Origin of the sequence: Streptomyces sp. AA4 (genome assembly GCF_000158875.1) — a bacterium.
Taxonomy (GTDB): Bacteria; Actinomycetota; Actinomycetes; order Mycobacteriales; family Pseudonocardiaceae; genus Amycolatopsis.
This window is the reverse complement of the sequence record NZ_GG657746.1, coordinates 156,038-177,703: the sequence shown is the minus strand read 5'-3', so window position 1 is coordinate 177,703 and position 21,666 is coordinate 156,038. Positions and strand designations below refer to the sequence as shown.

Sequence of the window (21,666 nt, the reverse complement as noted above, 5' to 3'; positions counted from 1 at the left end):
CGGGCGTGCTCCGGAGGCTTTCGCTCACCGCGCCGAGCGAGGGCCTGCGCCAACCGAAGCCCGCCTGAACCGAGGGCGCTTCCCGGCACTTCGAGGGGCTGTGCCGGGAAGCGCCTCGGACGATCGGCCGGTGCGCCGGACAGGTGACCGCCACCCTCCCTGGAGTGGCTGGATCCCATCCGGTGCACCGGCTGTTCACTTTTTCGGAGAGAGAACCGCGCTACGTCACCGCGATCCGTTCCGCGGGCACGTCCGCGCAGCCGCGTACCGAGGCAGCCGCCACGCTCACCCGCCGCACCGCCTCCGGCAGCTGCTCGCGCGCAAGCCCGAACGGCAGCCGCAGCCAGCGCTCCATCCCGCCGTGCACCCCGAACCTCGACCCGGGCGCGATCTGCACCCCGTGGTTCGCCGCCGACACCGCCAGCCGCGTGCTCATCGGTTCCGGCAACCGGCACCACACCGACAATCCGCCGGACGGCACCTCGAAAGTCCACTCTGGACAGTACTTGCGCAGCGCCGCGACCGTGATGTCCCGCTGCTCCCGGAATTCGGTCCGGCGCCGGGCAAGCACCTCGTAGCCCTCCGGTTCGAGCAGCGCCGCCAGCACGAGCTGGTCGAACACCGGCGCGCCGAGGTCGACCGCGAACCGCGACGACTGCAGCCGGTCGAGCAAATCCGTCGACGCCCGGATCCAGCCCAGCCGCAACCCGCCCCACTGCGATTTCGCCGCGGACCCGACGCTCAGCACCAGATCCCCGCCGAACGCGGCCAGCGGCGGCGGACCGTCCACCGGATCGCCCTCGTAGTCCAGTTCCACCAGCGATTCGTCGACCACGACCGGCGTCCGCGTCCGGGCGAGCAGCCCGCCGAGCCGTTCCCGGCCCGCCGCGTCGAGGCGCAACCCGGTCGGATTCTGGAAGTCCACCACGAGATAACCGAACCGCGGCGCGGCCTGCCGCAGCGCGGCCTCGATCCCCGGCAGATCCCAGCCGTGCACCGGATCGAGCGCGACCGGTACCGGCAACGCATGCGTCGCGCGGACGGCGTCGATGGCGTTCGGATACGTCGGCTGCTCCAGCAGGACGCGGTCGCCCGGGCCGGCCAGCATCCGCAGGCAGAGCACGAACGCGGAGTACGCACCGGACGTCACCAGCACCTGGTCCGGCGAGGTCGGCAGGCCGCGCGCCGTGTAGCGCTCGGCGATCCGCTCGCGCAGCCGCGGCAGTCCGCCGGTGAGGTACCCGTTGCCGCTGACGTACTCGACCAGATCCCGCCGCGCGGTGTCGAACGCGGCCATCAGCCCTGGTACCGCGGGCGGCGCGGCCCGCGCGAGGTCGAGGAGGTCGTCGCGAACCGCCTCGGCCTCGTCGCGGTTTCCGACGCCGGCCACCCACGACCCGGCCCCGCGCCGGCTGGCGACCAGGCCGTCTGCCCGGAGCCGGTCGAGCGCCGCGCCGATGAGCGTCCGGCTGACGCCGAGCGCGTCGGCGAGTTCGCGCTCGGCGGGCAGCCGCGTCCCGATCGGCAACTGCCCGTCGAGCACGTGCAACTCGATCGCCGCGGCGAGGTCGGACGCACCCTGCCGGGAGCCACGCTGCCGCCATTCCCCCAGCAATGTGGCCAATCGCCGTCCCGAGATGCGTCCACCGAGAGGTTCCATAAGGCCAATTATCGCGCATTGGCCATGGCAGATCAGGCCAGTGGTAACCAATAGTGGAGAAGTGGCAGTTACCGACCTCAGTCCCCTCAGCATTCGCCGAGCCCCCGCGCGCCGGGGTGTCCAGTTGCTCGCCGGCCTCGCGCTCTACGGCGCGAGCATGGCCATGCTCACCCGCGCCCGCCTCGGTCTCGACCCGTGGGACGTGCTGAACGACGGCCTGACCAAGATCACCGGGCTGACGTTCGGCACGATCAGCGCCGTCGTGGCGGTTTTCGTGCTGCTGCTATGGATTCCGCTGCGCCAGCGCCCCGGCATCGGAACCGTTGCGAACATCGCGGTGATCGCGGTGGCCGTCGACGCGGTGCGCGCCGTGCTGCCGGATCAGCACGTGCTCGTCTGGCAGATCCTGATGCTGGTCGGCGGCGTAGTACTGAACGCGGTGGCGACCGCGGTGTACGTCGGCACCCGTCTCGGCCCCGGCCCGCGCGACGGCCTGATGACCGGCCTGCACGCGCGCACCGGCTGGTCCGTCCGCCTGGTCCGGACCGGCATCGAGGTACTGGTCCTGGCCGCGGGCTGGCTGCTCGGCGGCACGGTCGGCATCGGAACCGTGCTGTACGCCCTCAGCATCGGCCCGCTGACGCAAGCCCTGCTCCCCCTGGTCACTTGGCGCACCGGGGCGCACCAGCGAGAACAGCATTAGCGCTTGCCGACGGCCTGCCGAACCGCCGGATAATCGACCCCGCGCGCGGCGAGGAAATCGGCCACCGGACCGCGCTGTTTCACCAGCGCGAGCAGCAAATGCTCCTGCCCCAAGTGTTTGTCGCCGAGCTCCTGCGCCTCCCGCACGCTCATCTGCAACGCGTTCTTCGCGTCCTCGGTGAACGGCAAGTGATTGCGCTTGGTCGGCCGGCTCGCCTGGGCAAGCGCGCCCGGACCGTGCGTCTGCTCGATCCGCTCGACAATCTGATCAACGTCAATCCCGAACTCGGTGAGCGCCTCGGCATCGGCGTCACTGAGCCCGCCACGCCGACGTACCCGGGCAAGCTCTGCGAAGACGTCCTCACGCGAAACCCCAAGGGCCTGCAGGAGCCGCACGGCCTCCCCGCTCTCGACCCGCGCCAACCCAGCGAAAACTGCCTGCGCGGAAATCTCGCGCGCCCCCGCCTCCTGCGCCGCCGCCTGTGCCTCGACGACCGCTCTCCGGGCGTCATGGGTGAACTTCTCGAACATCAATGCCTCCCGTACTTCTTGTGGACGGCCTGCCGGCTGACCCCCAACTCGGCCGCGATGTCCTGCCAAGACCAGCCGTGCATCCGCGCACTGCGCACCTGCACCGCCTCCAACTGCTCAAGCAACCGCCTCAACGCAGCCACCGCCCGAAGCCCCACCCGGGGATCCCGGTCACCAGCGCGAGCGGCCAAATCCGTCGCCTCCGTCATAATGTCAATCTAGGTTGACACTCCGCCCTTGTCAACCCTGGTTGACACAACCGTCCGTGAGGGCCACCTTCACGGACTCTGAGTCCCTCAGGGTTCCCCTCACGGCACTAAAACCGCCGCCAAACCACCCGGGCGCAATGTCGCCGCCCGGCGACGAGCCGCCCCACCAAGGCCGACCGAGCTACAGTCGACCAGTGCCCGACATCTCGACCGCCGATCGAGCCGGAGTCGGTTCCGACGGCCTCCCCCGCCCAACCGAAGACCACATCGCCCTCCTCGACCATGCCGTCCTGGTCCTGGACGGAGCCACCTCCCCGAGCCCAGACCTCCCCCCAGGCGGCTGGTACGCCCACCTCCTCCGCGACCAACTGGCCCAAGAACTACGCACCAACCCCGAAAAAGACCTCAGCGCCGCCCTGGCCACCGCAATCGCCGCAGTAGCCAAAGCCCACCACCTGACCCCAGGCAACTCCCCCTCCAGCACAGTCTCCATCCTCCGCTGGACCGACCAGGAAATCGAAGCCCTGGTCCTGGCCGACAGCCCCATCGTCGCGTTTGGACAGTTCGGCACCGACGTAGTAGCGGACGACCGCCTGATCGCCCTGCGCAACAACGGCCTCCTCCAAACCGGCAAAGACGTCCGCCAAAGACGCAACGCCGAAGACGGCTTCTGGGTAGCCGAAGCCGACCCCGCCGCCGCCCACAAAGCAGTCCGCCGCAGCTGGCCGCGCAAGGACGTCGAGTCCGTCCTCATCGCCACCGACGGCGTCGCGATCGGGGTAGACGAATACGGTCTCTTCACCTGGCCGGAAGTCTTGCAGCTAGCCAAAAACAAGGGCCTGGAAGCAGTACTCGACGCAGTGCGCGCCGCGGAAAACGACGATCCGCACGCGGTCCGCTGGCCGCGCGCCAAACGGCACGACGACCAGGTGCTCGTCCTCGCCGACTTCACGGGGTAGGGGCTGAATCAGGGGTTTTCCCTGATCACGAAACGCCGCGGAACCGCCAATCTGGCTACATGGGGAACTCACGAGGCGTCCGGGGATGGCGCTTGACGGCGCTCGCTGCGATCGCCTGGGGGCTGTTCACGATCACTGTGCTGCACATCATCAGCTCGCACGATCCGATCTACGACACGCTTTCGAGCTACACGATCACCGATCGCGGGGAGGGCATGCTCGGGGCGAGCGTGCTGTCGGTGGCCGTCGGATCTCTCGCGGTGCTCGGCGCGCTGGTCGCCGGTGGCGTGCCGATGACGTTCAGCACCAAGGCTTTGCTCATGCTGTGGGCGCTCGGGCTCGCGGTCGCCGCGGTTTTTCCGGCCAGTTACCCGCAAAGCCCGAATCCGATCAGCGGCGACATCCACCTGTACTCGTGCCTGATCGCGTTCGCGAGCCTCCCCGGCGCGGCGATCACGCTGCTGGAACCGTTGCGCGGCACGGCGGAGCGCGTGTTCGTGGTGCGCTGGCTGAAGTTCGGCCTCGCCGCGGTCGGCCTTTTCGCGGTGAGTTTCCTGTTCGTCCGCCTCGACGAAGCCGGGGTGCCGCCGTTCCACGCGCTCACCGAGGTGCTGCCGGTGGGCGCGACGCAGCGGCTCACGCTGATCGCGAACGTCGCCCTGCTGCTGGTCCTGCTGCGGATCGCGGTGCGAACCGAAACCGCTCGCGCCGCGGTGCTCGTTACTTCTGCGCCTCGGCCATGAATTCGGGCGCGTAACCGAACAGTCCGGGAAGTCCGCCGGTGTGCACGAACACGACGGTCTCCTCGGGCGAATACCGGCCCGCCGCCGCCCATTCCACCAGGGCGGCGGCGGCTTTTCCGGTGTAGACCGGGTCGAGCACCACGCCTTCCGTGCGGCCGAACAACCGGATCGCTTCCCAGGTTCCCGACGCCGGAATGCCGTAGCCCTCGCCGATCGTCGTGTCGTTGAGCCAGACGTGCTCCAGCTTCGGCGGGTCGAACCCAAGCAGCTCCGCGGCCCCGGCGGTGAGGTGAGCCAAGTTGTCCACAGCCTCATTCAGCGGATGGCTGACACAGGCGATGTCCAGGTCCAGCGACCCGAGCAGCTCCGTGCCGAGCGCGAGTCCGGCCGCCGTGGCCCCGCTGGCGTGCGGACCGACGATCCGGGCGTGGTCCAGCCCCAGCTCCACCAGCTGGGCAGCCAGCTCGCGGGTGGCATCCACATAGCCGAGAACGCCGAGTGGGTCGGACCCACCGACGGGGACCGTCCTGATTTTCCGGCCCTCGTCCGCTGCCTCGGCAAGCAGTCGCTCGTAGGTCGCGGACGCTTCCACATCGGACGCACAGATGTGCACCCGCGCGCCGAAGAGGTGGTCGAGGGGGACATTCCCGGACCGCTCGTACGCGTCGCCCGACCGCGGTACCGCTGCGGTCAACACCAACTCGCAGCGCAACCCGAGCTTCGCGCATGCTGCGGCGGTCTGGCGGCCGTGGTTGGTCTGTACCGCGCCGAAGGTGAGCACGGTGTCGGCTCCTTCGGAGAGCGCCGCGCCGAGGTGGAAGTCGAGTTTGCGCAGCTTGTTGCCGCCGACGCCGAGCGGATGGACGTCGTCGCGCTTGAGCAGCAGCCGGGGGATGCCGAGTGCTTCGCCCAGCCGCGGTGCCGGGACCAGCGGCGTCGGCCCGTGGTGGAGACCGGCGCGCGGAAAGCCGTCGAAGGAGGGGAACCGGGCGAAGTCGAACGTCATCGATCCTCCGTGCGCTGGCCGGGCTGGTGACGTGCAGTTTAGGTGGCGCTACCCAGCTGTGGTCGCGTCCGCGGCTTTGGCGGCCCGCTCGATTTCGGCTCGCCGGGCCTGCCAGAAGGCCGCGTCCCGGCCGTGCGCGGCGAGGTCCATTTCGACCGCGCCGTCCAGCTGTTCGCGCAGGATGTCAGCGTGCCCGGCATGCCGGTTGGTCTCGGTCAGCAGGTGGACGAGGACGTTGAACAGCAGCACGTCCGGACGTGGCCACCAGGGCACGTGCCCCGGCGAATCGATGGCGAGAGCGGTGATGGTCGCGTCGGAATGCGCGCAGGCGCGTTGATAGCGGCTGATGATTTCCTCGCGGCTTTCGTGCTCGGTCGCCCACAGGTCACGGCCGCGCTGTTCGAGGTCGTCCCACCGCGGGACCGGCTCGGGAAACGGGCGGCCGAACACCTCGCCGAAGTACCGGGCCTCGGCCACCGCCAGGTGCTTGACCAGGCCGAGAAGGTTGGTGCCGGTCGACGTCAGCGGGCGGCGAACGGCGTACTCGGACAGCCCGTCGAGCTTCCGCAGCATCACCTGCCGGACCTCTTTCAGGTCGCTGTGCAGGTACTCCTTCGCGAAGTCATCGATCACGCCCCCGAGCATGCCCGAACTTCGTCTGCCGTGGTCAAGGGTGCTTTCCCGGCCGTCGCCGTGATACGTTCGTTCGAGCGAACGAGAGAACGGGGAGCCGCCGATGCCTTCCGCGACCACAGAGTTCCCGACCCTTGCCGACCAGGCCGCCGCGCTCGACTCCGGCGAGGTCACGGCCGGGCAGCTCACCGAACTCGCGCTCAAGCGGGCGCACGCGAGCCAGCCGGTGCTCAACGCGTTCCGGGTGCTGCGCGACGAAGCGGCGCTCGCCGAGGCCGCGGAGGCTGACCGGCGTCGCGCGGCCGGGGATCGCGCACCGCTGCTCGGCGTGCCGGTGGCGATCAAGGACGACGTCGATATCACCGGTCTGCCCACCGCGTTCGGCTGTCCCGGCGAGTTCCCGGCGGCGACGGCGGACGCGCCCGCGGTCGCGCGGCTCAAGCAGGCCGGCGCGGTCATCATCGGCAAAACCAACACGCCTGAGCTGGGCCAATGGCCGTTCACCGAGGGACCGGCCTTCGGCGCGACGCGCAATCCGTGGCAGCCCGCGCACACGCCGGGCGGGTCGTCCGGCGGATCGGCCGCGGCGGTGGCGGCCGGGATCGTGGCCGCCGCGCTCGGGTCGGACGGGGCCGGTTCGGTGCGCATCCCGGCGGCGTGGACCGGGCTAGTCGGGATCAAAACCCAGCGCGGCCGGATCCCGACCGACGGTGAACTGTTCCACGGCCTCACCGTGCTCGGCCCGCTCGCCCGGACGGTCGCCGACGCGGCCGCCCTGCTCGACGTCACCGCGGGCACCGGCACCGCGTTCCAGACCGCCGCGCGACGCGAACCCGGACGGCTGCGCATCGGCCTGTCCACCCGGATTCCCTTCACCGCCACGAAAACCAGGCTCGACCCAGTCGTCGAGGCGGCGGTGCGGCAAACCGCCGAAACGCTCGCCGGACTGGGACACGAGATCGTGCCAGTCGAACCCGGGTACGGACTGATCGGCCTCACCTTCCTGCCGCGATCGCTGACCGGCGTGCGGGATTGGACCCGGCGCGTGCCGGAACCGTCCGCGCTGGACCCGCGCACTCGCAGCAACGCCCAGCAAGGCGGCCTCCTCGCCGGTCCCGCGCTGAAACTCGCCCGTGCGGTGGAACCCGTGCTGCGCCGCCGGATCGGCGGGGTGTTCGGCGACATCGACGTCCTGCTCACGCCGACCACCGCGACCCCGCCGCCCGCGATCGGGTCGTTCGACGGGCTTTCCGGCTGGCAGACCGATCAGACGATGATCGCCGCGTGCCCGTACGCTTGGCCGTGGAACGTGCTGGGCTGGCCCGGGCTGAACGTGCCTGCCGGACTGACCGCGGACGGGCTGCCGCTCGGCACCCAGCTGCTCGGCCCGTCGCATTCCGAGGAGCGGCTGATTTCCGTTGCCGCGCAACTGGAAGAGGTGCTGCGATGGCCGGACCGACGCCCCGAGCCGGGGTGGTGACCACTCGCGACGCGATCCTCCGGGCCACCCTCAAAGTGGTCGGCGAACAGGGCGTCGGCGGCCTCACCAACCGACGCATCGTCGCCGCGGCCGGCGTTTCGCTCGGCACGCTGACGTATCACTTCCCGAGCCAGACCGAGCTGTTGCGCGAGGCGATGCTGCTGTTCGCCGAGGAGGAAACGGCGAAACTGGCGGGAATCGTCGAGGCGTACCGGGAACAGGGGCTGAGCCTCGAACAAGCGGCGACCGTCGTAGAGCACGTGATCAGGCAATTGCCGTTCGGCACGGACGAACTCGCGCCGCACGAGCTGTATCTGCAAGCCGCACGCGACCCTGGCTTGCACGAAGCATCGGCGAAATGCTTTGCGGCGTATGACGAATTGGCCATCACGATCCTCACCGCACTCGGCCTGCCGGACCCGGAACGGGTAGCCGGACCGGTGGTCGCGCTGATCGCCGGACTGCAATTGCGTCGGCTGGCCACCGGCACGGACGTTCCGGCCGCCGAGCCGTTGATGATGCTGCTGCACGGCGCGCGAGGCTGACCCGGCCCCGCCGGTCGTTCGAGGTACCGCGGCTTGGCGGTATCTCGGCGACTTCCGCGGCGCGCTGCTCGCCGGACAGGTGCACGTGATCGGGCAATTGCCGTTCGGCACGGACGACCTCACGCCGCATGAGCTGTATCTGCAAGCCGCACGCGACCCCGGCTTGCACGAAGCGTCGGCGAAATGCTTTGCGGCGTACGACGAATTGGCCATCACGATCCTCACCGCACTCGGCATACCGGACCCGGAACGGGTAGCCGGACCGGTGGTCGCGCTGATCGCCGGACTGCAATTGCGTCGGCTCGCGACCGGCACGGACGTTCCGGCCGCCGAACCGCTGATGATGCTGCTGCACGGCGCGCGAGGCTGACCCGGCCCCGCCGCGGCTTGGCGGTATCTCGGCGGCTCGCTGGGAAGGTGCTCGTGCTGCAGGTCGCGCATCCGGTCGTCGCGGCCGGGGTACGGGATCATTCGGACTACCGCCCGCTTTATGCGCACCGTCGCTCCGCTGTCGATCTACGCGTGCGGCGAGACAAGGCACGCAAGTCGAGGCCGCGCGGTTGCGGAAACTGCACTGATCGTTCACCGGAACCGCCGATACAACCCGCTCGGCCCTGGTGCATACGCATGGGTGCACGCGGCGTTGGCGATGACTCCCGTTGCCGCACAACGGTTATTGAGCCACCCAATGTCCACTTCGGAGCTTGACGAGCACCACACGCAGATGCAGATCCTCGGCGTGCGCGAACGCGATCCGCCGCCGACCTGGCCCGGAATTCGAGCGGTACTACCGGGAGATAATCGCCAGGTTCCGAACGAGACGATCCGCACACTGCTCGAGACCATCGACTCGGTCCGGAACCCGTTCTCCCACTTGTCAGCGGGCTCAGGTCCAAAGAGGACACTCAAGCGCACAGATGTTCCTGATCCGCATGCCGGACGCGCCCCTTCGCCCCGACCCGCCAGCGCAGCCCCGCCCTCCTCCGGGGGACGGCCCTTGTCCAGTCTATCCGCCCTCACCGACAACCCGGCTCACTTCGGGCGGGTTGTCCACAGTGACTTCGACTTGTGGAGAGTCCGTGCTCACCGCCCCAGGGGGCGATCGGCAAGCTGAACGGGGGACTGCGCGCGCACCCGTGGGCTTAACGGTTCTTCGTCCGCTCGTAATGTGCCCGGGCTTTCACCCGGTTGCCGCAGCGGGACATCGAGCACCACTGGCGGGTCCGGCGGGGCGATGTGTCGACAAACCGCAAGCCGCAGTCGTGGGCCGAGCAGATGCGGATATCTTCCGTGCCGGTGGCGAGGTCGACGGCGTCGGCGGCCAGCACGGCGAACGCCGTCGCCACCGGGTCTGCCGGAGCAGGTACTTCCCGCTGCAGGATCCCGTGCTTCACCACCAGCCGGTCCGGTTTCGGGGCGGCGGCGAGCGCGTCGTTGACCAACCGGACGTCGGCGACCATCGGCTTTGCGGTGAGCAACCGGTTCACCGCCTCGCGAAGCTCCTTCGCCGACTCCAGCTGGGCAACGGTCACTGGCAGGCGGCCGAACCCGGCCAGCTCAAGCCATTCCGCCAGCGCGTCCGGGCCGGTCAGCAGCTCTATGCCCTCGGGGAGATGCCGGGAGCGCAGCGTATTCACCAGGTGCAGACACGGCCGTCCGCCGTCGAACACCCACTCCATGCCGCCCATTCTAACCATTGAAACCGGTGAGAACGCGCGCTACCGTCTAACCCCATGAGCCGGTTAGAAGCAGCCATGGCCCAGGTAGGCGACCTGCGCATGCATTACCTCCGGGGCGGCGACGGTCCGCCGCTGTTCCTCCTGCACGGCTGGCCGCAGACCTCGCACTGCTGGCGCCGCGTCGCCGGACCGTTGGCCGAGGAGTACACCGTGATCGCGCCTGACCTGCGCGGATACGGGCGCACCGACAAACCCCGCACTGGCTACGACAAGCGCACGATGGCCGCCGACGTCGCGAAACTGGCCGAGCAGCTCGGGTTCGACCGGGTCGCGGTGGCGGGGCACGACCGCGGCGGACGGGTCGCGCACCGGTGGGCACTCGACCGTCCGGACCAGGTCGAACGCCTGGCCGTACTGGACATCGCGCCGACCCGCGAGATGTGGCGTCGCCTCGACAAAGACCTCGGAAAGGCGTACTGGCACTGGCTTTTCCACCTCCAGCCAGACCTGCCGGAGCTGCTGGCGGGCCAAAACGTCGCCGCCTACCTCGGATACTTCTTCGAACACTGGACCTTCCAACGCCAAGGCCTGCCCGCCGAGGACATCGCCGAATACGTGCGCGCCTTCGAAGCACCCGGCGCGCTCCGAGCCGGTTTCGACGACTACCGCGCCTCATTCCCGGACGACGCCGAACTGGACAACGCGGATTACGCCGCCGGGAAACGCCTCACCCAGCCGGTACTGGCGATGTGGGGCAAGGCCGGCCTGCTCGGCAACCTGCCCACGCTCGACATCTGGCGCGACTACGCGGACCACGTCACCGGCATCGGCCTCGAAGACTGCGGACACTTCCTGCCCGAGGAACAACCCTCACAGGTCGTCGCGCATCTTCGGGAATTCCTGGCCAGTTAACGAAATTCGCGAGAAACCCGCACCCACCGTCTGCTCGATCGCCGCGCCGACCCGGAACGCCGTGCGGTCGGCGTACTTGCCCGCGACCACCTGGACCCCGGTCGGCACGCCATTGCTCGCCCACCCGGACGGCACGGCGAGCACCGGATGTTCGCTGCCGACATTGAATGCCGGGGTGAGCGAAGCGTCCGAAAAGTGTTCCAGCGCAATGCCATCGACCATGACCTGCGCAGAAAGGTAATCCTCCCCGGCGGCGAAAGCGGTGGCACCGAGCGTCGGCACGATGAGTGCGTCGAAGCGCGCGAACACCGCGTCGAGGCGGTCAAGGATCGCCGCTTCGACCGCGCGGCCGGTTTCCGCGTCCACAATGTTCTCGACGCCCTTGCGCGCGAAAGCCTGGCAGTACGGGGTAATCACGCCCGGGTTCCGCCGGTCCAGCTCCAGGACTTCGGCGGCCAGGCCGGTCCCGAAGTGCGCCCAGAGGGCCTGTTTGACCATGTCGAGCGTCCAGTCGATCTCGATCTCGGTCACCACCGCACCGGCGGACGCCAGCGCGTGCGCGACGGCGCGGGTATTGACGGCGACCTCCGCGGCCACCGGGAAATCACCCGGCACCGGGCAACACGCGACGCGGAGCCCGCGCACGTCGCCCAACTCGATCGGCGCCGACGGAAGCCGGGAGTGTGGGTCACGCGGGTCCTCGCCCGCCATGACGTTCTGCAGCAGCGCGCAATCGGCGACGGTCCGGGCCATCGGGCCGTGGTGGTAGTAAGTATCCAATCCGGCGGGCGGGAGGACCGGATTCCGGCCGTGCGGCGGCTTGAACCCGACAACGCCGGTGAAGGACGCGGGCGCGCGAAGCGAACCGCCGATGTCCGACCCGGTGGCGAGGAAGGCGGTTCCGGCCGCCAGCGCCGCACCCGAACCGCCGGACGAGCCGCCCGCCGCGGTCTGGAGATTCCACGGGTTGCGCGTGATTCCCCAGCGCCGCGTGTGGGACAGCGGCATGCAGCAGAACTCGGACGTCGTCGTGCGCGCGTGCAGAATCCCGCCGGCCGCCTGGATCCGGCTGAGCCCGATCGCCGTTTCCCGCGCGATCCGGGGCGGGCGCAGGAGGGTGCCGTCGGTGACCGAGTGCCCGGCCAGCGGCTGTTCTTCCTTCGCCGCGATGGGCAGTCCTTCCAGCGGCCTCGGCTGGCCGCCGGGCGCGTACCGCTTCTCCGCGACGGCCGCCGCCCGCAGCGCCTGCTCGAACAACTGCTCGGCGAACGCGTTGACGTCCGGCTCGACCCGCTCCGCCCGTTCCACGACCGCGCGCATCAACTCCACCGGCGAGAGCTGCCGGGTCCGGAAGAGGCGCAGTGCTTCGCCGGCGGGGAGGTAGTGGAGTGGGGTCATGGCGCGCTCCGCGAGGTCGGGCCGCTCAACCTACTCAGCTGGCGACCCTCGCCAAACCGACATTGAGCCCACACCGCCCGGCACTCACGGTGACCAGGTCCGATCCACGCTCCACCCGATCGAGTGACTGTTTGCGAATCGCTCTCAGCCGAGACCTCGTCGTGGTGGACTACTCGCTCGGCGGCAGGTCGAACTGGCCCGCCTTGACCGCGACGAGGAAGGCGTCCCACTCGCCGCGGTCGAACACCAGCACCGGGCTCGCCGCGAGCTTGGTGTCGCGCACGCCGATCAGGCCGGGACGGGAGAGGTTGACCTCGACACAGTTTCCGCCGTTGGGTTCGCTCGCGAACGACTTCGCCCAGGCCGCGGCCGCGAACAGCGACTCCGCCGTGTCCGGGTCGTAATCCTGGGGCGACGGATAATCCGCCATGGGTCGTCCACCTCCGAGCCTTGTGCAGGGCGTGCGGTCTGGTGCACGTCCCCGGCTTCTTTGCGTCACTACGGAGCAAACCGCAGGGCCAAGCGGGTGATCAACTCGCCCCGATCTCGACATGAAGATTATTCCAGGAGTAGGATTAATCGCAGCGATCGGGGCGTCAGTGGTGGGTGAATGGCTTGCGACATTCAGCCCAACACCGGCAGCACCGGCCCGGGCACCCGGCCCGGGCGGCGGAACAGCCGCGAGAGATCGGGAGGAGTGCGGATGCGAGCCGACCCGTTCGGACCGGCGATCCCATCCGCGAGCCTCGCCGGAATCGGCGCTGGTCCAGGTGCTGCGACGACCCTGCGGAGACGCCGCAACGGAGCGGTTTCCCTGGTGCCCGGCGTTGACCCGCCGAGCGCGAACCACCCCGATCCGGCCGGCGCCGACCCGCGCCGGTTCCCGTTATCCGAACTGGGGGTGTGATCCCATGGCCGTACGGCTCACCACGCTTTTCCGCCGTGAGGACGAACACACTCGCGGCCGGCGTGGGATCAATCACGAATTGCGCAACCGGTTCGGGTTCAGCCTGATCCAGGCCCCGCTGCGCAGCCCGATGGTCGTGGACACCGAAATCGAAGTACCGGCTCCGCGCCAAGCGGACCCCGTCCACGCCACCCACCGTCGCGAGACACGAGTACCGCTGCTCCACGGGCTCGGCTGAGCCGCCGCCCGCATCGTCCACGCTCCCCGGAACTTCTTTGCCGGGGAGCGTTTTCGTGTCCGGACCGCCCCGCCCCGGTCCAGACCACCTCAGAGGTCTGGACCAAAACCCGCTCATTCCGAGGACGCGGACCGGTCGCGAGCCTTCCCGGCCATCGCCTGGACCGCCGCCGAGACCTGAGCGCCGAGCTGGTCCAGCGAGTAGTCCTCCCCTAGCACCATGCGGCGCAGCTGCGGCATCGACAGACTCCAGCCGACGAGCCCCATCGTGAAGAACAGCAACGCCTTCGGATCCTCGCCACCGCCCGCGAGCGCGGTTTCCGCGGCCGCGACCTTGTCCAGGTAATGCCGGGTCCGGGCCGCTTCCTCGGGCACCGGTTCGTCGCCCATCTCCAGCGCTTCCCACAACAGCAATCGCAGCGCCTCGGGGTGGGCGCGGTGATAGTCGAACAGGGCTCCCGCATACGCGCCGAGGTCCGCGCCCTCCGCGGGCGGGACAGCTTCGGCCAGTTCGGTCATCAGCCGTTCCAGCACGGCCGCGAACAACGCCTTCTTGTCGCCGAAGTAGTCGTAAATCGCCCGCTTGTTGGCTTCGGCAGCGCCCGCGATGCGGTCGACCCTGGCACCGGCCACCCCGTACGCGGCGAATTCGGCCGACGCGGCGGCGAGGATGCGGTCCTTGGTCGCGGCTGAGTCGTAGGCCATGCGACCAGGGTAACGAACCAGTTCGTTTGACAACCCTCGCCCGTCTCCCCTTAACTGACCGAACCAACTAGTTCGATCGATTGGGAGGACGCTGATGACCACGGCGGAAAGCCCGCCGCTCGCCCGGCCGTTGCTGTTCGGGGCGATGGCGGTGTGCAGCGGCGCGGCCGTCGCGAACGTGTACCTGGCGCAGCCGCTGCTCACGTTGTTCGCGAGGGAGTTCGGCGGCGGAGCGTCCTCGGCCGGGCTGGTGGTGACGTGCGCGCAATTCGGCTACGCGGCGGGGATCCTGTTCCTGGTGCCGCTCGGCGACGTGCGCCGCAGGCGTCCGCTGCTGAGCGCACTGCTCGCCGGGACGGTCGCCGCCCTGCTGCTCGCGGCGGCCGCGCCGAGCCTGTCGCTGGTAGCGGCGGCCGCGGCGCTCGTCGGCGGGTTCACCGTGCTCCCGCAGGTATTGATCCCGCTGGCCGCGGAATTGGCCCCGCCGGAGAAGCGAGCTTCGGCAGTGGCCGGGGTCCAGATCGGGCTGATGACCGGGATCATCGGATCCCGGGTGCTCGGCGGCGCGGTCGGCGAAGCGGTCGGCTGGCGTGCGGTGTATCTGCTCGCGGCCGTGCTGACCGCGGCGTCGGGCCTGGCGACCGTCGCGCTGGTGCCGCGCGAACCCGTCCGGGCGAACGCCGTCGGGTATGGGCAGTTGCTGGCGTCGCTGCCTCGCTTGCTGCGCGGCGAACCTGTCCTGCGGCAGTCCTGTCTGCTGCACGCGTGCCTGTTCGGCGCGTACAACGCCACCTGGACCTCGCTGGTACTGGTGCTCACCCACGATCCGTACCGCTTCAGCACCGCGACCGCCGGATTGTTCGGTCTGCTGGGACTGGCGGGCGCGTTCGCCGCGCCGTGGGCGGGCCGGTACATCGACCGGCGCGGCGCGTTGCCGATCGTCGCCGCGGCACTGCTGCTGACGTTGGGCTCAGCCGGCGCCTACGCGCTCGGCCAGGTCTGGCTCGCGTTCCTGGTCGCGGCGATCGTCGCGGTCAATATCGCCGTGCAATGGAGCCAGATCGCCAACCAGGCCCGCATTTTCGCCCGGCTCCCCGACGCGCGCAGCCGCGCCAACACCGTCTACATGGTCGCGGTTTTCCTCAGCGGCGCACTGTGCGCGGCGCTGGCCGTGGCCTGCTACAGCACGTTCGGCTGGCTTGGAGTCTGCGCACTGCAAGGGATCCTCGCCGTGGCCGGTCTCGCCGTCCTGCCCGCCGCACGCCGTTCCGACCGAAATTCCGCCTGAGCACCAAGGAGATTCCCATGCTCGCGATGCCCCCTGCGGTCACGCAGTTCTTCACCGCGTCCCAATCCGGAGACGCGGACGCCTGGGCCGGCGCGTTCGCCGCCGACGGCGTCTTCCACGACCCGGTCGGCGAGCCGCCGATCGTCGGCCGCGCCGCGATTCGCGAGTTCATCGCGTCGGTGCTGCCGAACTTCAGCCCGTTCCTCGGCCTCACCCCGCGCGAGGCGCACGCCGTCGGCCGATCGGTCGCCGTTTCCTGGAGCGGCGCGGCCGTCACCGGCAGCGGGGTTCCGGTCAACTGGTCCGGCATCAACGTCTACGACCTGGGCGAGGACGGCCTGATCAGCGAGGCCCGCGCCTACTTCAATCGCGCGATCTTCCAAGCCCAGCTCAACGGATGACCCCCCGGGGCCGGAGCCGGCCGGCTCCGGCCCGTCAGGGCTTGCGCCCCAGAGCGCAAATCCCGCCGCTGAACGAGGGATCGTCCGCCATCCGGTCGCCCGCGCTCGATTCGCCCGCTTCCGGGTGCCAGGCCGAGACCCACGAGATGCCCGGCTCCACCAGTTCGAGCCCGGAGAAGAACTCCGCGAACTCCGCCCGCGAGCGGAAGTGGAACGGCGTGCTCGACTGCTGGTACTGCTTGTGGATCGCGTCGCGGCTTTCGCCGTCGCTGGTCGGCACGCCGTCGTCGGTCAGGTGCGAGGACAGGAAGTACGAGCCGGACGGCAGCAGCGACAGATACTTCTGCACGATCTCCAGTGCCGGTTCGTCGCGGCCGATGAAGTACAGCACCCCGACCATGATCAGGCCGATCGGGCGCTTCGGGTCGAGGACGCCGGTGTCGAGCGCGCGCGGCCAGATGTCGGCTGGGTCGCGCAGGTCGCCCTGCAGGACCGCGTGCCGGTCGGCGACGCCCTCGCGTTCCAGCAGGACCTGCGAATGCGCGACGGCCACCGGTTCGTTGTCGACATAGACACAGCGCGCGTTCGGGTTCACCGACGTGGCGATCTCGTGCACGTTGCCGACCGTGGGCACGCCGGACCCGATGTCGAGGAACTGGTCGATCCCCTGTTCGGCCATGTACCGCACGCCGCGGCCGAGGAACTCGCGGCCCGCCCTGGCGATGGTCTTGATCATCGGAAAGGTCTGGACCGCCCGTTCGCCGAACTCGCGGTCGATCGCCCAGTTCGCGGTGCCGCCGAGGAACCAGTCGTAAATCCGCGCCGCGTTCGGCCGATCGAGGTCGACGCCCTCCGGGGCTTCCGGATCCGGTGCCTGAGTCATCAGCTTCCCCTTCCGTGCGGGTACCAGTCTGCCCACTCGCCGCGGCCGCGTGCCGCCGCCCCCGGCAACCGCCCGAAAATGCCACGACTTCGGTACGTCCGGGCTACTAGGTTGCGGTGGATGCGCATTCTCTTCTCGTTCGTCGGCGGTCGCGGGCACTTCGATCCGATGGCGCCGGTCGCGCGAGCGCTTGCCGCGCACGGGCACACCGTAGCCGTCGCGGGCGGCGGTTCGCACGTACCGGCGCTGGCCAAAGCCGGGTTCACGACCTTCGCGGTGAACGAGCCCCGCGAAGTCGAGGCGACACGGCAGCCGATGCCGCCGGTCGATCCGGCGCGCGACGACTGGGAAATCCGGGAGCTGTTCGCCCGCCGCGCGACGCGCGAACACGTGCCGGTGCTGCTGGAGCTGGCCCGGGAATGGCGGCCGGACCTGATCGTCCGGGACGAGGTCGACTTCTCCGCCGCGCTCGCCGCCGAGGTGCTGGGCCTGCCGTGCGCGACCGTACTGGTGCTCGCCGCGGGAACGTTGCTGCGCAAGGAACTCCTCGCCGAGCCGCTCGCCGAGGCCCGCGCCGCGCACGGTCTGCCGGACGACCCGGAGCTGGAAATGCTGACCCGCGGCCAGGTGCTTTCGCCGCTCCCGCCGTCCTTTCGCGACCCCAGCGCGCCGCTGCCGCCGGGCACTTTCTCGTTCCGCCAAGGAGATCCGGTCGCGCCGCGCCGGCCCGCCGGGAAACCGCACGTGTACTTCACTCTCGGCACCAACTTCAACCTCGAGTCCGGCGACCTGATCGAGCGCACGCTCGCCGGGCTAGGCCGATTGGACGCCGAGGTGACCGCCACCGTCGGCACCCAGATCGACCCCGCCGAGTTTGGGCCGCAACCCGCGCACGTCCGGGTGGAACGGTTCGTCCCGCAGGCCGAACTGTTGCCTCGCCTCGATTTGATGATCTCGCACGCCGGGTCCGGCAGCGTGATCGGCGCGCTCTCGCACGGTCTGCCGTCGCTGCTCTTCCCGATGGGCGCGGACCAGCCCGGCAACGCCCGGCGCTGCGTCGCGCTGAACGTGGGCCGCGCGCTCGACCCGGAAACGTCCACTCCGGACGAAATCTGCCAGGCGGCCGCGGCGATGCTCGCCGATCCCAGCTACCGCGCGGCCGCGCAGCGCGTACAGGCGGAGATCAACGCCCTGCCCGCCGCCGAGGCCGCCGTGCCGGTGCTCGAAGCACTCGTCACATCATCTGCGAGCGGTAGCTTTCCGCCAGCTCCTTGAGGAACTGCCGCGTCTCGCCGCGCTCCAAGGCAGCGCCGCGCAGCCGGTCCCACGAGTCCACGAAGATGTTGAAGTCCTTCACGTCGTCGAGGTACAGCCCGCCCGCGGAGTGTTCGATGTAGACGAAGTCGCGCGTGCGGTCCGGGAACCGCATGATCGTGAAGTCGTTGGGCACCGCGGCGAGCTTCGCGCTGAACGGCAGGACGTGCACGTAGACGCGCGGGTGCCGGTCGAGCGCGAGCAGGTGCTCGACCTGGTCCAGCATCACCGCGGGCGCGAACCCGCCGGGCGCGCGGCGCAGCGCGCCCTCGCTGATGATGAACCGGTAGTACGGCGGCTGCTGCTGGTCGAACACCGCCTTGCGGTCGAGCCGGTTGCGCACGAGCGACGTGACGTCGGTGGCTCCCGCCTCGGTGAACTGCTTGAGCATGTAGTGCTCGGACTGCAGCGGCCCCGGCACGCGCTCGCCGTGCCAGGTGAGGATCTCCGCGGCGGCCGGCTCGAGGTCGGTGAAGGTGCGGAACCAGTGCGGCACCACCGACCGGTAGCCCGACCAATGGCCGCGCTGCCCGGCCGCGGCCCGGGCCAGGTTCATCAGAGTGTCGGCCTCTTCGCCGTTGATCCCGAACGCGTTCAGCATGGTCCGCACATCTCCGAGCTTGACCCCCACCGCACCGGACTCGATCTTGTTGACCTTGCCCTGGGTGCAGCCGAGTACCTCGGCGACTTGCTGCTGCGTCATCTTCGCGGCGTTTCGAGCATGCCTGAGCTCATTGCCGAGCTGCTTGCGGCGCGAGGTGACGGTGCTCGCCATCTCCCCTTGCTCTCCTGGACCACTACTGCCGACGGGCTTTCCGCCGGACCGCGAACTACGAACCACCCAGGCCACTGCGACCCAACGGAGTTCGATGATGACACCCGGCAGCGTTTCAGGAAATGCGCCAGAACGCCAGTCACCCGGCATGTCACCCTGCCGGAGCAGTGGATTCCGGGCGCCGCGGACATCCCGGCTACTCCATTCGGATTAAGAGGAGACTTCCGGGCACAGCTGATCCGCCGGTCCACCACTGCGCCGCCCGGGACGGCATAGTGGCGGCGTGATCGATCGATCCCCCGGCGCGGCGAGCGTCAAACAGCTGGCAGACGGCGCGTTCGGCTACGTCCAGCCCGACGGTTCCTGGTTCATCAACAACTGCGGCTTCGTCGATGCCGACGGGCACGCTGTGCTTATCGACACATGCGCGACCGAGCGGCGCACGCGTGCGCTGCTCTCGGCCGTCGGCGACACCGTCGGCCCGGTCACGACGCTCGTCAACACGCATCACCACGGCGACCACACCAACGGCAACTACCTGGTCGGCGGCGCCACCGTCGTCGGCCACCGCAAGACCCGCGAGACCCTGCTGGCCGACGGAATCCAGCGGTACGAGGGAGTCTTCACCGACAGCGACTGGGGCAAGCTCGAACTGCGCGTGCCCGACCTGGTCTTCGACGACACGGTCACCCTCTACGCCGGACAGACCCGGATCGACCTCATCCACCCCGGCCACGCCGCGCACACCACCAACGACGTCCTGGTCTGGCTGCCCGAACAGCGCCTGCTCTACGCGGGCGACCTGGTGTTCAACGGCGGCAGCCCGTTCGCGCTGATGGGGTCGGTGGCGGGCTGGCGGGCCGCGCTGAACCTGATCCGCGAACTCGACCCGGCGGTCATCCTGCCCGGGCACGGCCCGGTGTGCGGGCTCGAAACGGTGGACGCGGTCGACGACTACCTGGAGCTGGTCCAGCGCGCGGCGGAAACCGGCAAGGCGGCCGGGCGCTCGCCGCTAGAACAGGCGAAGGCGACCGACCTCGGCCGGTTCGCCGAGCTGACCGAGCAGGAGCGCCTCGCCGGGAACCTGCACCGGGCGTACGCGGAACTCGACGGCGAAGGGTGGGGTGCGCCACTCGATCTGGCGGCTCCGCTGAAGGACATGCTGGCCTGGAACGGGGGCCCGATCCGCTGCTTCTCGTGAGCACCGGTTTTGTGGCTAGGCTCGGAATCCGGCAGAGGTTTTCGGAAAGGTTTCGGATGAGCAAGAAGGCGAGCATCGGGGTCACCGGCCTCGCGGTCATGGGCCGCAACCTGGCGCGGAACCTGGCCCGGCACGGGCACACGGTCGCCCTGCACAACCGCTCCGAGGAGCGCACCCGCTCGCTCGTCGAGCAGTTCGGCGACGAAGGCGACTTCATCCCGGCGTACACCGCGCAGGAGTTCGTCGACGCGCTGGAGCGGCCGCGGCAGATCGTGATCATGGTGAAGGCGGGCGGCCCGACCGACGCCGTCATCGAGGAGTTCGCGCCGCTGCTGGAGCCCGGCGACGTGATCGTCGACGCGGGCAACGCGCACTTCGCGGACACCCGCCGCCGCGAGCAGGCGCTGCGCGAACGCGGCCTGCACTTCGTCGGCACCGGCGTGTCCGGCGGCGAGGAAGGCGCGCTGCACGGGCCGAGCATCATGCCCGGCGGGTCGAAGGAGTCCTACGAGTCGCTCGGGCCGCTGTTCGAGGACATCTCGGCGAAGGTCGACGGCGAACCGTGCTGCACGCACGTCGGCGCGGACGGGGCCGGGCACTTCGTCAAAATGGTGCACAACGGCATCGAGTACGCCGACATGCAGCTGATCGCCGAGTCGTTCGACCTGCTGCGCGGCGCGGCCGGCTACTCGCCGGCGGAGATCGCCGACGTGTTCGGCACCTGGAACACCGGGCGGCTCGATTCGTACTTGATCGAGATCACCGCGCAGGTGCTCAAGCACGTCGACGGCGCGTCCGGCAAACCGTTCGTCGACGTGGTCGAGGACGCGGCGGAGCAGAAGGGCACCGGCCGCTGGACCGTGCAGATCGGCCTCGACCTCGGCGTGCCGATCAGCGGCATCGCGGAAGCCGTGTTCGCGCGTTCGCTGTCCGGGTCCACCGGCTTGCGTTCGGCCGCGCGCGGCCTGGGCGGCCCGACGCGCACGCCGCTCACCGGGTCCGCGCTGGAGACCTTCGCGGACGACGTCGAGCAGGCGCTGTACGCGTCGAAGGTGGTCGCGTACGCACAGGGCTTCAACCAGATCCAGGCCGGCGCCGCGGAGTACGGCTGGGACATCGACCTGGGCCGCGTCGCCTCGATCTGGCGCGGCGGCTGCATCATCCGGGCGAAGTTCCTGAACGACATCACCTCCGCCTACGCCGCCGAGCCGGGCCTCCCGACGCTGCTCACGTCCGGCGACTTCCGCGCGGCGGTCGAAAACGCGCAGGACTCGTGGCGTTCGGTCATCTCGACGGCGGTCCGGCTCGGCATCCCGACGCCCGGCTTCTCGACCGCCCTGGCGTACTACGACGGCCTGCGCGCGGACCGGCTGCCGGCCGCGCTGGTGCAGGGCCAGCGCGACTTCTTCGGCGCGCACACCTACCGGCGCGTGGACCGCCCCGGCTCGTTCCACACGCTGTGGGCCGGGGACCAGTCCGAGGTCGACGCCTGATTTTT

Annotated in this window: 25 protein-coding genes; 14 read left to right on the top strand and 11 right to left on the bottom strand. The window is 69.8% G+C overall.

The window, feature by feature from the left end:
- Nucleotides 1-220: 220 nt before the first annotated feature.
- A complete protein-coding gene (locus SSMG_RS00830; RefSeq protein WP_009071863.1) occupies nucleotides 221-1,660 on the bottom strand; it encodes a PLP-dependent aminotransferase family protein in 1,440 nt (479 codons plus the stop codon).
- A gap of 61 nt (nucleotides 1,661-1,721) precedes the next feature.
- Between SSMG_RS00830 and SSMG_RS00825 the strand changes: the two genes are divergently transcribed.
- Entirely contained in the window at nucleotides 1,722-2,363 is a 642-nt protein-coding gene (locus SSMG_RS00825) for a YitT family protein (RefSeq protein ID WP_037712152.1), read from the top strand.
- Here SSMG_RS00825 and SSMG_RS00820 read toward each other — a convergent pair.
- Together SSMG_RS00820 and SSMG_RS00815 are read right to left on the bottom strand one after the other, a co-directional pair.
- Complete coding sequence (locus SSMG_RS00820) at nucleotides 2,360-2,893, bottom strand: Clp protease N-terminal domain-containing protein (RefSeq protein ID WP_037712150.1); 534 nt, start codon at nucleotides 2,891-2,893, stop codon at nucleotides 2,360-2,362. The genes SSMG_RS00825 and SSMG_RS00820 overlap by 4 nt on opposite strands.
- Complete coding sequence (locus tag SSMG_RS00815) at nucleotides 2,893-3,102, bottom strand: hypothetical protein (protein WP_009071860.1); 210 nt, start codon at nucleotides 3,100-3,102, stop codon at nucleotides 2,893-2,895. Before SSMG_RS00815 ends, SSMG_RS00820 begins: the two co-directional genes overlap by 1 nt.
- Before the next feature lie 194 nt (nucleotides 3,103-3,296).
- Between SSMG_RS00815 and SSMG_RS00810 the strand changes: the two genes are divergently transcribed.
- Both SSMG_RS00810 and SSMG_RS00805 read left to right on the top strand, forming a co-directional pair.
- A complete protein-coding gene (locus SSMG_RS00810) occupies nucleotides 3,297-4,061 on the top strand; it encodes a protein phosphatase 2C domain-containing protein (protein WP_037712147.1) in 765 nt (254 codons plus the stop codon).
- Nucleotides 4,062-4,153: 92 nt separating this feature from the next.
- Complete coding sequence (locus SSMG_RS00805) at nucleotides 4,154-4,804, top strand: DUF998 domain-containing protein (RefSeq protein WP_199785742.1); 651 nt, start codon at nucleotides 4,154-4,156, stop codon at nucleotides 4,802-4,804.
- Here SSMG_RS00805 and SSMG_RS00800 read toward each other — a convergent pair.
- Nucleotides 4,782-5,810 (bottom strand): D-cysteine desulfhydrase family protein, encoded by a 1,029-nt coding sequence (locus SSMG_RS00800; RefSeq protein WP_009071854.1) that lies wholly within the window; start codon nucleotides 5,808-5,810, stop codon nucleotides 4,782-4,784. The genes SSMG_RS00805 and SSMG_RS00800 overlap by 23 nt on opposite strands.
- A 48-nt stretch (nucleotides 5,811-5,858) precedes the next feature.
- Nucleotides 5,859-6,443, bottom strand: a complete 585-nt coding sequence (locus SSMG_RS00795; protein WP_086024928.1) for a DinB family protein — start codon at nucleotides 6,441-6,443, stop codon at nucleotides 5,859-5,861.
- Between the two features lie 103 nt (nucleotides 6,444-6,546).
- Here SSMG_RS00795 and SSMG_RS00790 point away from each other — a divergent pair, with 103 nt between their 5' ends.
- From SSMG_RS00790 to SSMG_RS47525, 4 genes are all read left to right on the top strand, one after another.
- Nucleotides 6,547-7,923 (top strand): amidase, encoded by a 1,377-nt coding sequence (locus SSMG_RS00790; RefSeq protein ID WP_009071851.1) that lies wholly within the window; start codon nucleotides 6,547-6,549, stop codon nucleotides 7,921-7,923.
- Nucleotides 7,890-8,468 (top strand): TetR/AcrR family transcriptional regulator, encoded by a 579-nt coding sequence (locus tag SSMG_RS00785; protein WP_009071849.1) that lies wholly within the window; start codon nucleotides 7,890-7,892, stop codon nucleotides 8,466-8,468. Before SSMG_RS00790 ends, SSMG_RS00785 begins: the two co-directional genes overlap by 34 nt.
- 85 nt (nucleotides 8,469-8,553) lie before the next feature.
- Nucleotides 8,554-8,838 carry a hypothetical protein gene (locus SSMG_RS00780; RefSeq protein ID WP_234392796.1) on the top strand — a complete coding sequence of 95 codons (285 nt, stop codon included), beginning with the start codon at nucleotides 8,554-8,556 and terminating at the stop codon, nucleotides 8,836-8,838.
- A gap of 120 nt (nucleotides 8,839-8,958) precedes the next feature.
- A complete protein-coding gene (locus SSMG_RS47525; RefSeq protein ID WP_199785741.1) occupies nucleotides 8,959-9,582 on the top strand; it encodes an oxygenase MpaB family protein in 624 nt (207 codons plus the stop codon).
- 28 nt (nucleotides 9,583-9,610) lie between these two features.
- On the opposite strand, the gene SSMG_RS00775 is transcribed toward SSMG_RS47525, so the two are convergent.
- Complete coding sequence (locus tag SSMG_RS00775) at nucleotides 9,611-10,147, bottom strand: ABATE domain-containing protein (protein ID WP_199785740.1); 537 nt, start codon at nucleotides 10,145-10,147, stop codon at nucleotides 9,611-9,613.
- Nucleotides 10,148-10,201: 54 nt separating this feature from the next.
- Between SSMG_RS00775 and SSMG_RS00770 the strand changes: the two genes are divergently transcribed.
- Nucleotides 10,202-11,059 carry an alpha/beta fold hydrolase gene (locus SSMG_RS00770; protein WP_009071844.1) on the top strand — a complete coding sequence of 286 codons (858 nt, stop codon included), beginning with the start codon at nucleotides 10,202-10,204 and terminating at the stop codon, nucleotides 11,057-11,059.
- Here SSMG_RS00770 and SSMG_RS00765 read toward each other — a convergent pair.
- A complete protein-coding gene (locus tag SSMG_RS00765) occupies nucleotides 11,018-12,457 on the bottom strand; it encodes an amidase (RefSeq protein ID WP_009071842.1) in 1,440 nt (479 codons plus the stop codon). The genes SSMG_RS00770 and SSMG_RS00765 overlap by 42 nt on opposite strands.
- A gap of 169 nt (nucleotides 12,458-12,626) precedes the next feature.
- Nucleotides 12,627-12,887 (bottom strand): DUF397 domain-containing protein, encoded by a 261-nt coding sequence (locus tag SSMG_RS00760; RefSeq protein WP_037712143.1) that lies wholly within the window; start codon nucleotides 12,885-12,887, stop codon nucleotides 12,627-12,629.
- Nucleotides 12,888-13,368: 481 nt separating this feature from the next.
- Between SSMG_RS00760 and SSMG_RS00755 the strand changes: the two genes are divergently transcribed.
- Nucleotides 13,369-13,602 carry a hypothetical protein gene (locus SSMG_RS00755; RefSeq protein WP_009071836.1) on the top strand — a complete coding sequence of 78 codons (234 nt, stop codon included), beginning with the start codon at nucleotides 13,369-13,371 and terminating at the stop codon, nucleotides 13,600-13,602.
- A 113-nt stretch (nucleotides 13,603-13,715) separates the two neighbouring features.
- Here SSMG_RS00755 and SSMG_RS00750 read toward each other — a convergent pair whose 3' ends face one another.
- Nucleotides 13,716-14,306, bottom strand: a complete 591-nt coding sequence (locus tag SSMG_RS00750) for a TetR family transcriptional regulator (protein ID WP_037712141.1) — start codon at nucleotides 14,304-14,306, stop codon at nucleotides 13,716-13,718.
- Between the two features lie 94 nt (nucleotides 14,307-14,400).
- Here SSMG_RS00750 and SSMG_RS00745 point away from each other — a divergent pair, with 94 nt between their 5' ends.
- Nucleotides 14,401-15,594 (top strand): MFS transporter, encoded by a 1,194-nt coding sequence (locus SSMG_RS00745; RefSeq protein ID WP_050788100.1) that lies wholly within the window; start codon nucleotides 14,401-14,403, stop codon nucleotides 15,592-15,594.
- 17 nt (nucleotides 15,595-15,611) lie between these two features.
- The gene (locus SSMG_RS45185; RefSeq protein ID WP_009071830.1) at nucleotides 15,612-15,995 is read left to right on the top strand and encodes a nuclear transport factor 2 family protein; all 384 of its coding nucleotides are present in this window, start codon (nucleotides 15,612-15,614) and stop codon (nucleotides 15,993-15,995) included.
- Between the two features lie 34 nt (nucleotides 15,996-16,029).
- Here SSMG_RS45185 and SSMG_RS00735 read toward each other — a convergent pair whose 3' ends face one another.
- Entirely contained in the window at nucleotides 16,030-16,878 is an 849-nt protein-coding gene (locus tag SSMG_RS00735) for an SAM-dependent methyltransferase (protein WP_009071827.1), read from the bottom strand.
- A 120-nt stretch (nucleotides 16,879-16,998) separates the two neighbouring features.
- Between SSMG_RS00735 and SSMG_RS00730 the strand changes: the two genes are divergently transcribed.
- Nucleotides 16,999-18,153, top strand: coding sequence for a glycosyltransferase (locus tag SSMG_RS00730; protein WP_037712139.1), 1,155 nt, complete (start codon nucleotides 16,999-17,001; stop codon nucleotides 18,151-18,153).
- Here SSMG_RS00730 and SSMG_RS00725 read toward each other — a convergent pair.
- Nucleotides 18,113-18,967 (bottom strand): helix-turn-helix transcriptional regulator, encoded by an 855-nt coding sequence (locus SSMG_RS00725; protein ID WP_037712135.1) that lies wholly within the window; start codon nucleotides 18,965-18,967, stop codon nucleotides 18,113-18,115. The genes SSMG_RS00730 and SSMG_RS00725 overlap by 41 nt on opposite strands.
- 283 nt (nucleotides 18,968-19,250) lie before the next feature.
- Between SSMG_RS00725 and SSMG_RS00720 the strand changes: the two genes are divergently transcribed.
- Both SSMG_RS00720 and gndA read left to right on the top strand, forming a co-directional pair.
- Entirely contained in the window at nucleotides 19,251-20,168 is a 918-nt protein-coding gene (locus SSMG_RS00720; protein WP_009071821.1) for an MBL fold metallo-hydrolase, read from the top strand.
- Nucleotides 20,169-20,224: 56 nt separating this feature from the next.
- A complete protein-coding gene (gene gndA, locus SSMG_RS00715; RefSeq protein ID WP_009071820.1) occupies nucleotides 20,225-21,661 on the top strand; it encodes an NADP-dependent phosphogluconate dehydrogenase in 1,437 nt (478 codons plus the stop codon).
- Nucleotides 21,662-21,666: the final 5 nt, after the last annotated feature.

Coding starts and splice junctions, on each gene's coding strand:
- SSMG_RS00830 (WP_009071863.1), bottom strand. CDS start 1,660: ATGGAACCTCTCGGTGGACGCATCTCGGGACGGCGATTGGCCACATTG.
- SSMG_RS00820 (WP_037712150.1), bottom strand. CDS start 2,893: ATGTTCGAGAAGTTCACCCATGACGCCCGGAGAGCGGTCGTCGAGGCA.
- SSMG_RS00815 (WP_009071860.1), bottom strand. CDS start 3,102: ATGACGGAGGCGACGGATTTGGCCGCTCGCGCTGGTGACCGGGATCCC.
- SSMG_RS00800 (WP_009071854.1), bottom strand. CDS start 5,810: ATGACGTTCGACTTCGCCCGGTTCCCCTCCTTCGACGGCTTTCCGCGC.
- SSMG_RS00790 (WP_009071851.1), top strand. CDS start 6,547: ATGCCTTCCGCGACCACAGAGTTCCCGACCCTTGCCGACCAGGCCGCC.
- SSMG_RS00785 (WP_009071849.1), top strand. CDS start 7,890: ATGGCCGGACCGACGCCCCGAGCCGGGGTGGTGACCACTCGCGACGCG.
- SSMG_RS47525 (WP_199785741.1), top strand. CDS start 8,959: ATGCGCACCGTCGCTCCGCTGTCGATCTACGCGTGCGGCGAGACAAGG.
- SSMG_RS00775 (WP_199785740.1), bottom strand. CDS start 10,147: ATGGAGTGGGTGTTCGACGGCGGACGGCCGTGTCTGCACCTGGTGAAT.
- SSMG_RS00770 (WP_009071844.1), top strand. CDS start 10,202: ATGAGCCGGTTAGAAGCAGCCATGGCCCAGGTAGGCGACCTGCGCATG.
- SSMG_RS00765 (WP_009071842.1), bottom strand. CDS start 12,457: ATGACCCCACTCCACTACCTCCCCGCCGGCGAAGCACTGCGCCTCTTC.
- SSMG_RS00760 (WP_037712143.1), bottom strand. CDS start 12,887: ATGGCGGATTATCCGTCGCCCCAGGATTACGACCCGGACACGGCGGAG.
- SSMG_RS00755 (WP_009071836.1), top strand. CDS start 13,369: ATGGCCGTACGGCTCACCACGCTTTTCCGCCGTGAGGACGAACACACT.
- SSMG_RS00750 (WP_037712141.1), bottom strand. CDS start 14,306: ATGGCCTACGACTCAGCCGCGACCAAGGACCGCATCCTCGCCGCCGCG.
- SSMG_RS00745 (WP_050788100.1), top strand. CDS start 14,401: ATGACCACGGCGGAAAGCCCGCCGCTCGCCCGGCCGTTGCTGTTCGGG.
- SSMG_RS45185 (WP_009071830.1), top strand. CDS start 15,612: ATGCTCGCGATGCCCCCTGCGGTCACGCAGTTCTTCACCGCGTCCCAA.
- SSMG_RS00735 (WP_009071827.1), bottom strand. CDS start 16,878: ATGACTCAGGCACCGGATCCGGAAGCCCCGGAGGGCGTCGACCTCGAT.
- SSMG_RS00730 (WP_037712139.1), top strand. CDS start 16,999: ATGCGCATTCTCTTCTCGTTCGTCGGCGGTCGCGGGCACTTCGATCCG.
- SSMG_RS00725 (WP_037712135.1), bottom strand. CDS start 18,967: ATGGCGAGCACCGTCACCTCGCGCCGCAAGCAGCTCGGCAATGAGCTC.
- gndA (WP_009071820.1), top strand. CDS start 20,225: ATGAGCAAGAAGGCGAGCATCGGGGTCACCGGCCTCGCGGTCATGGGC.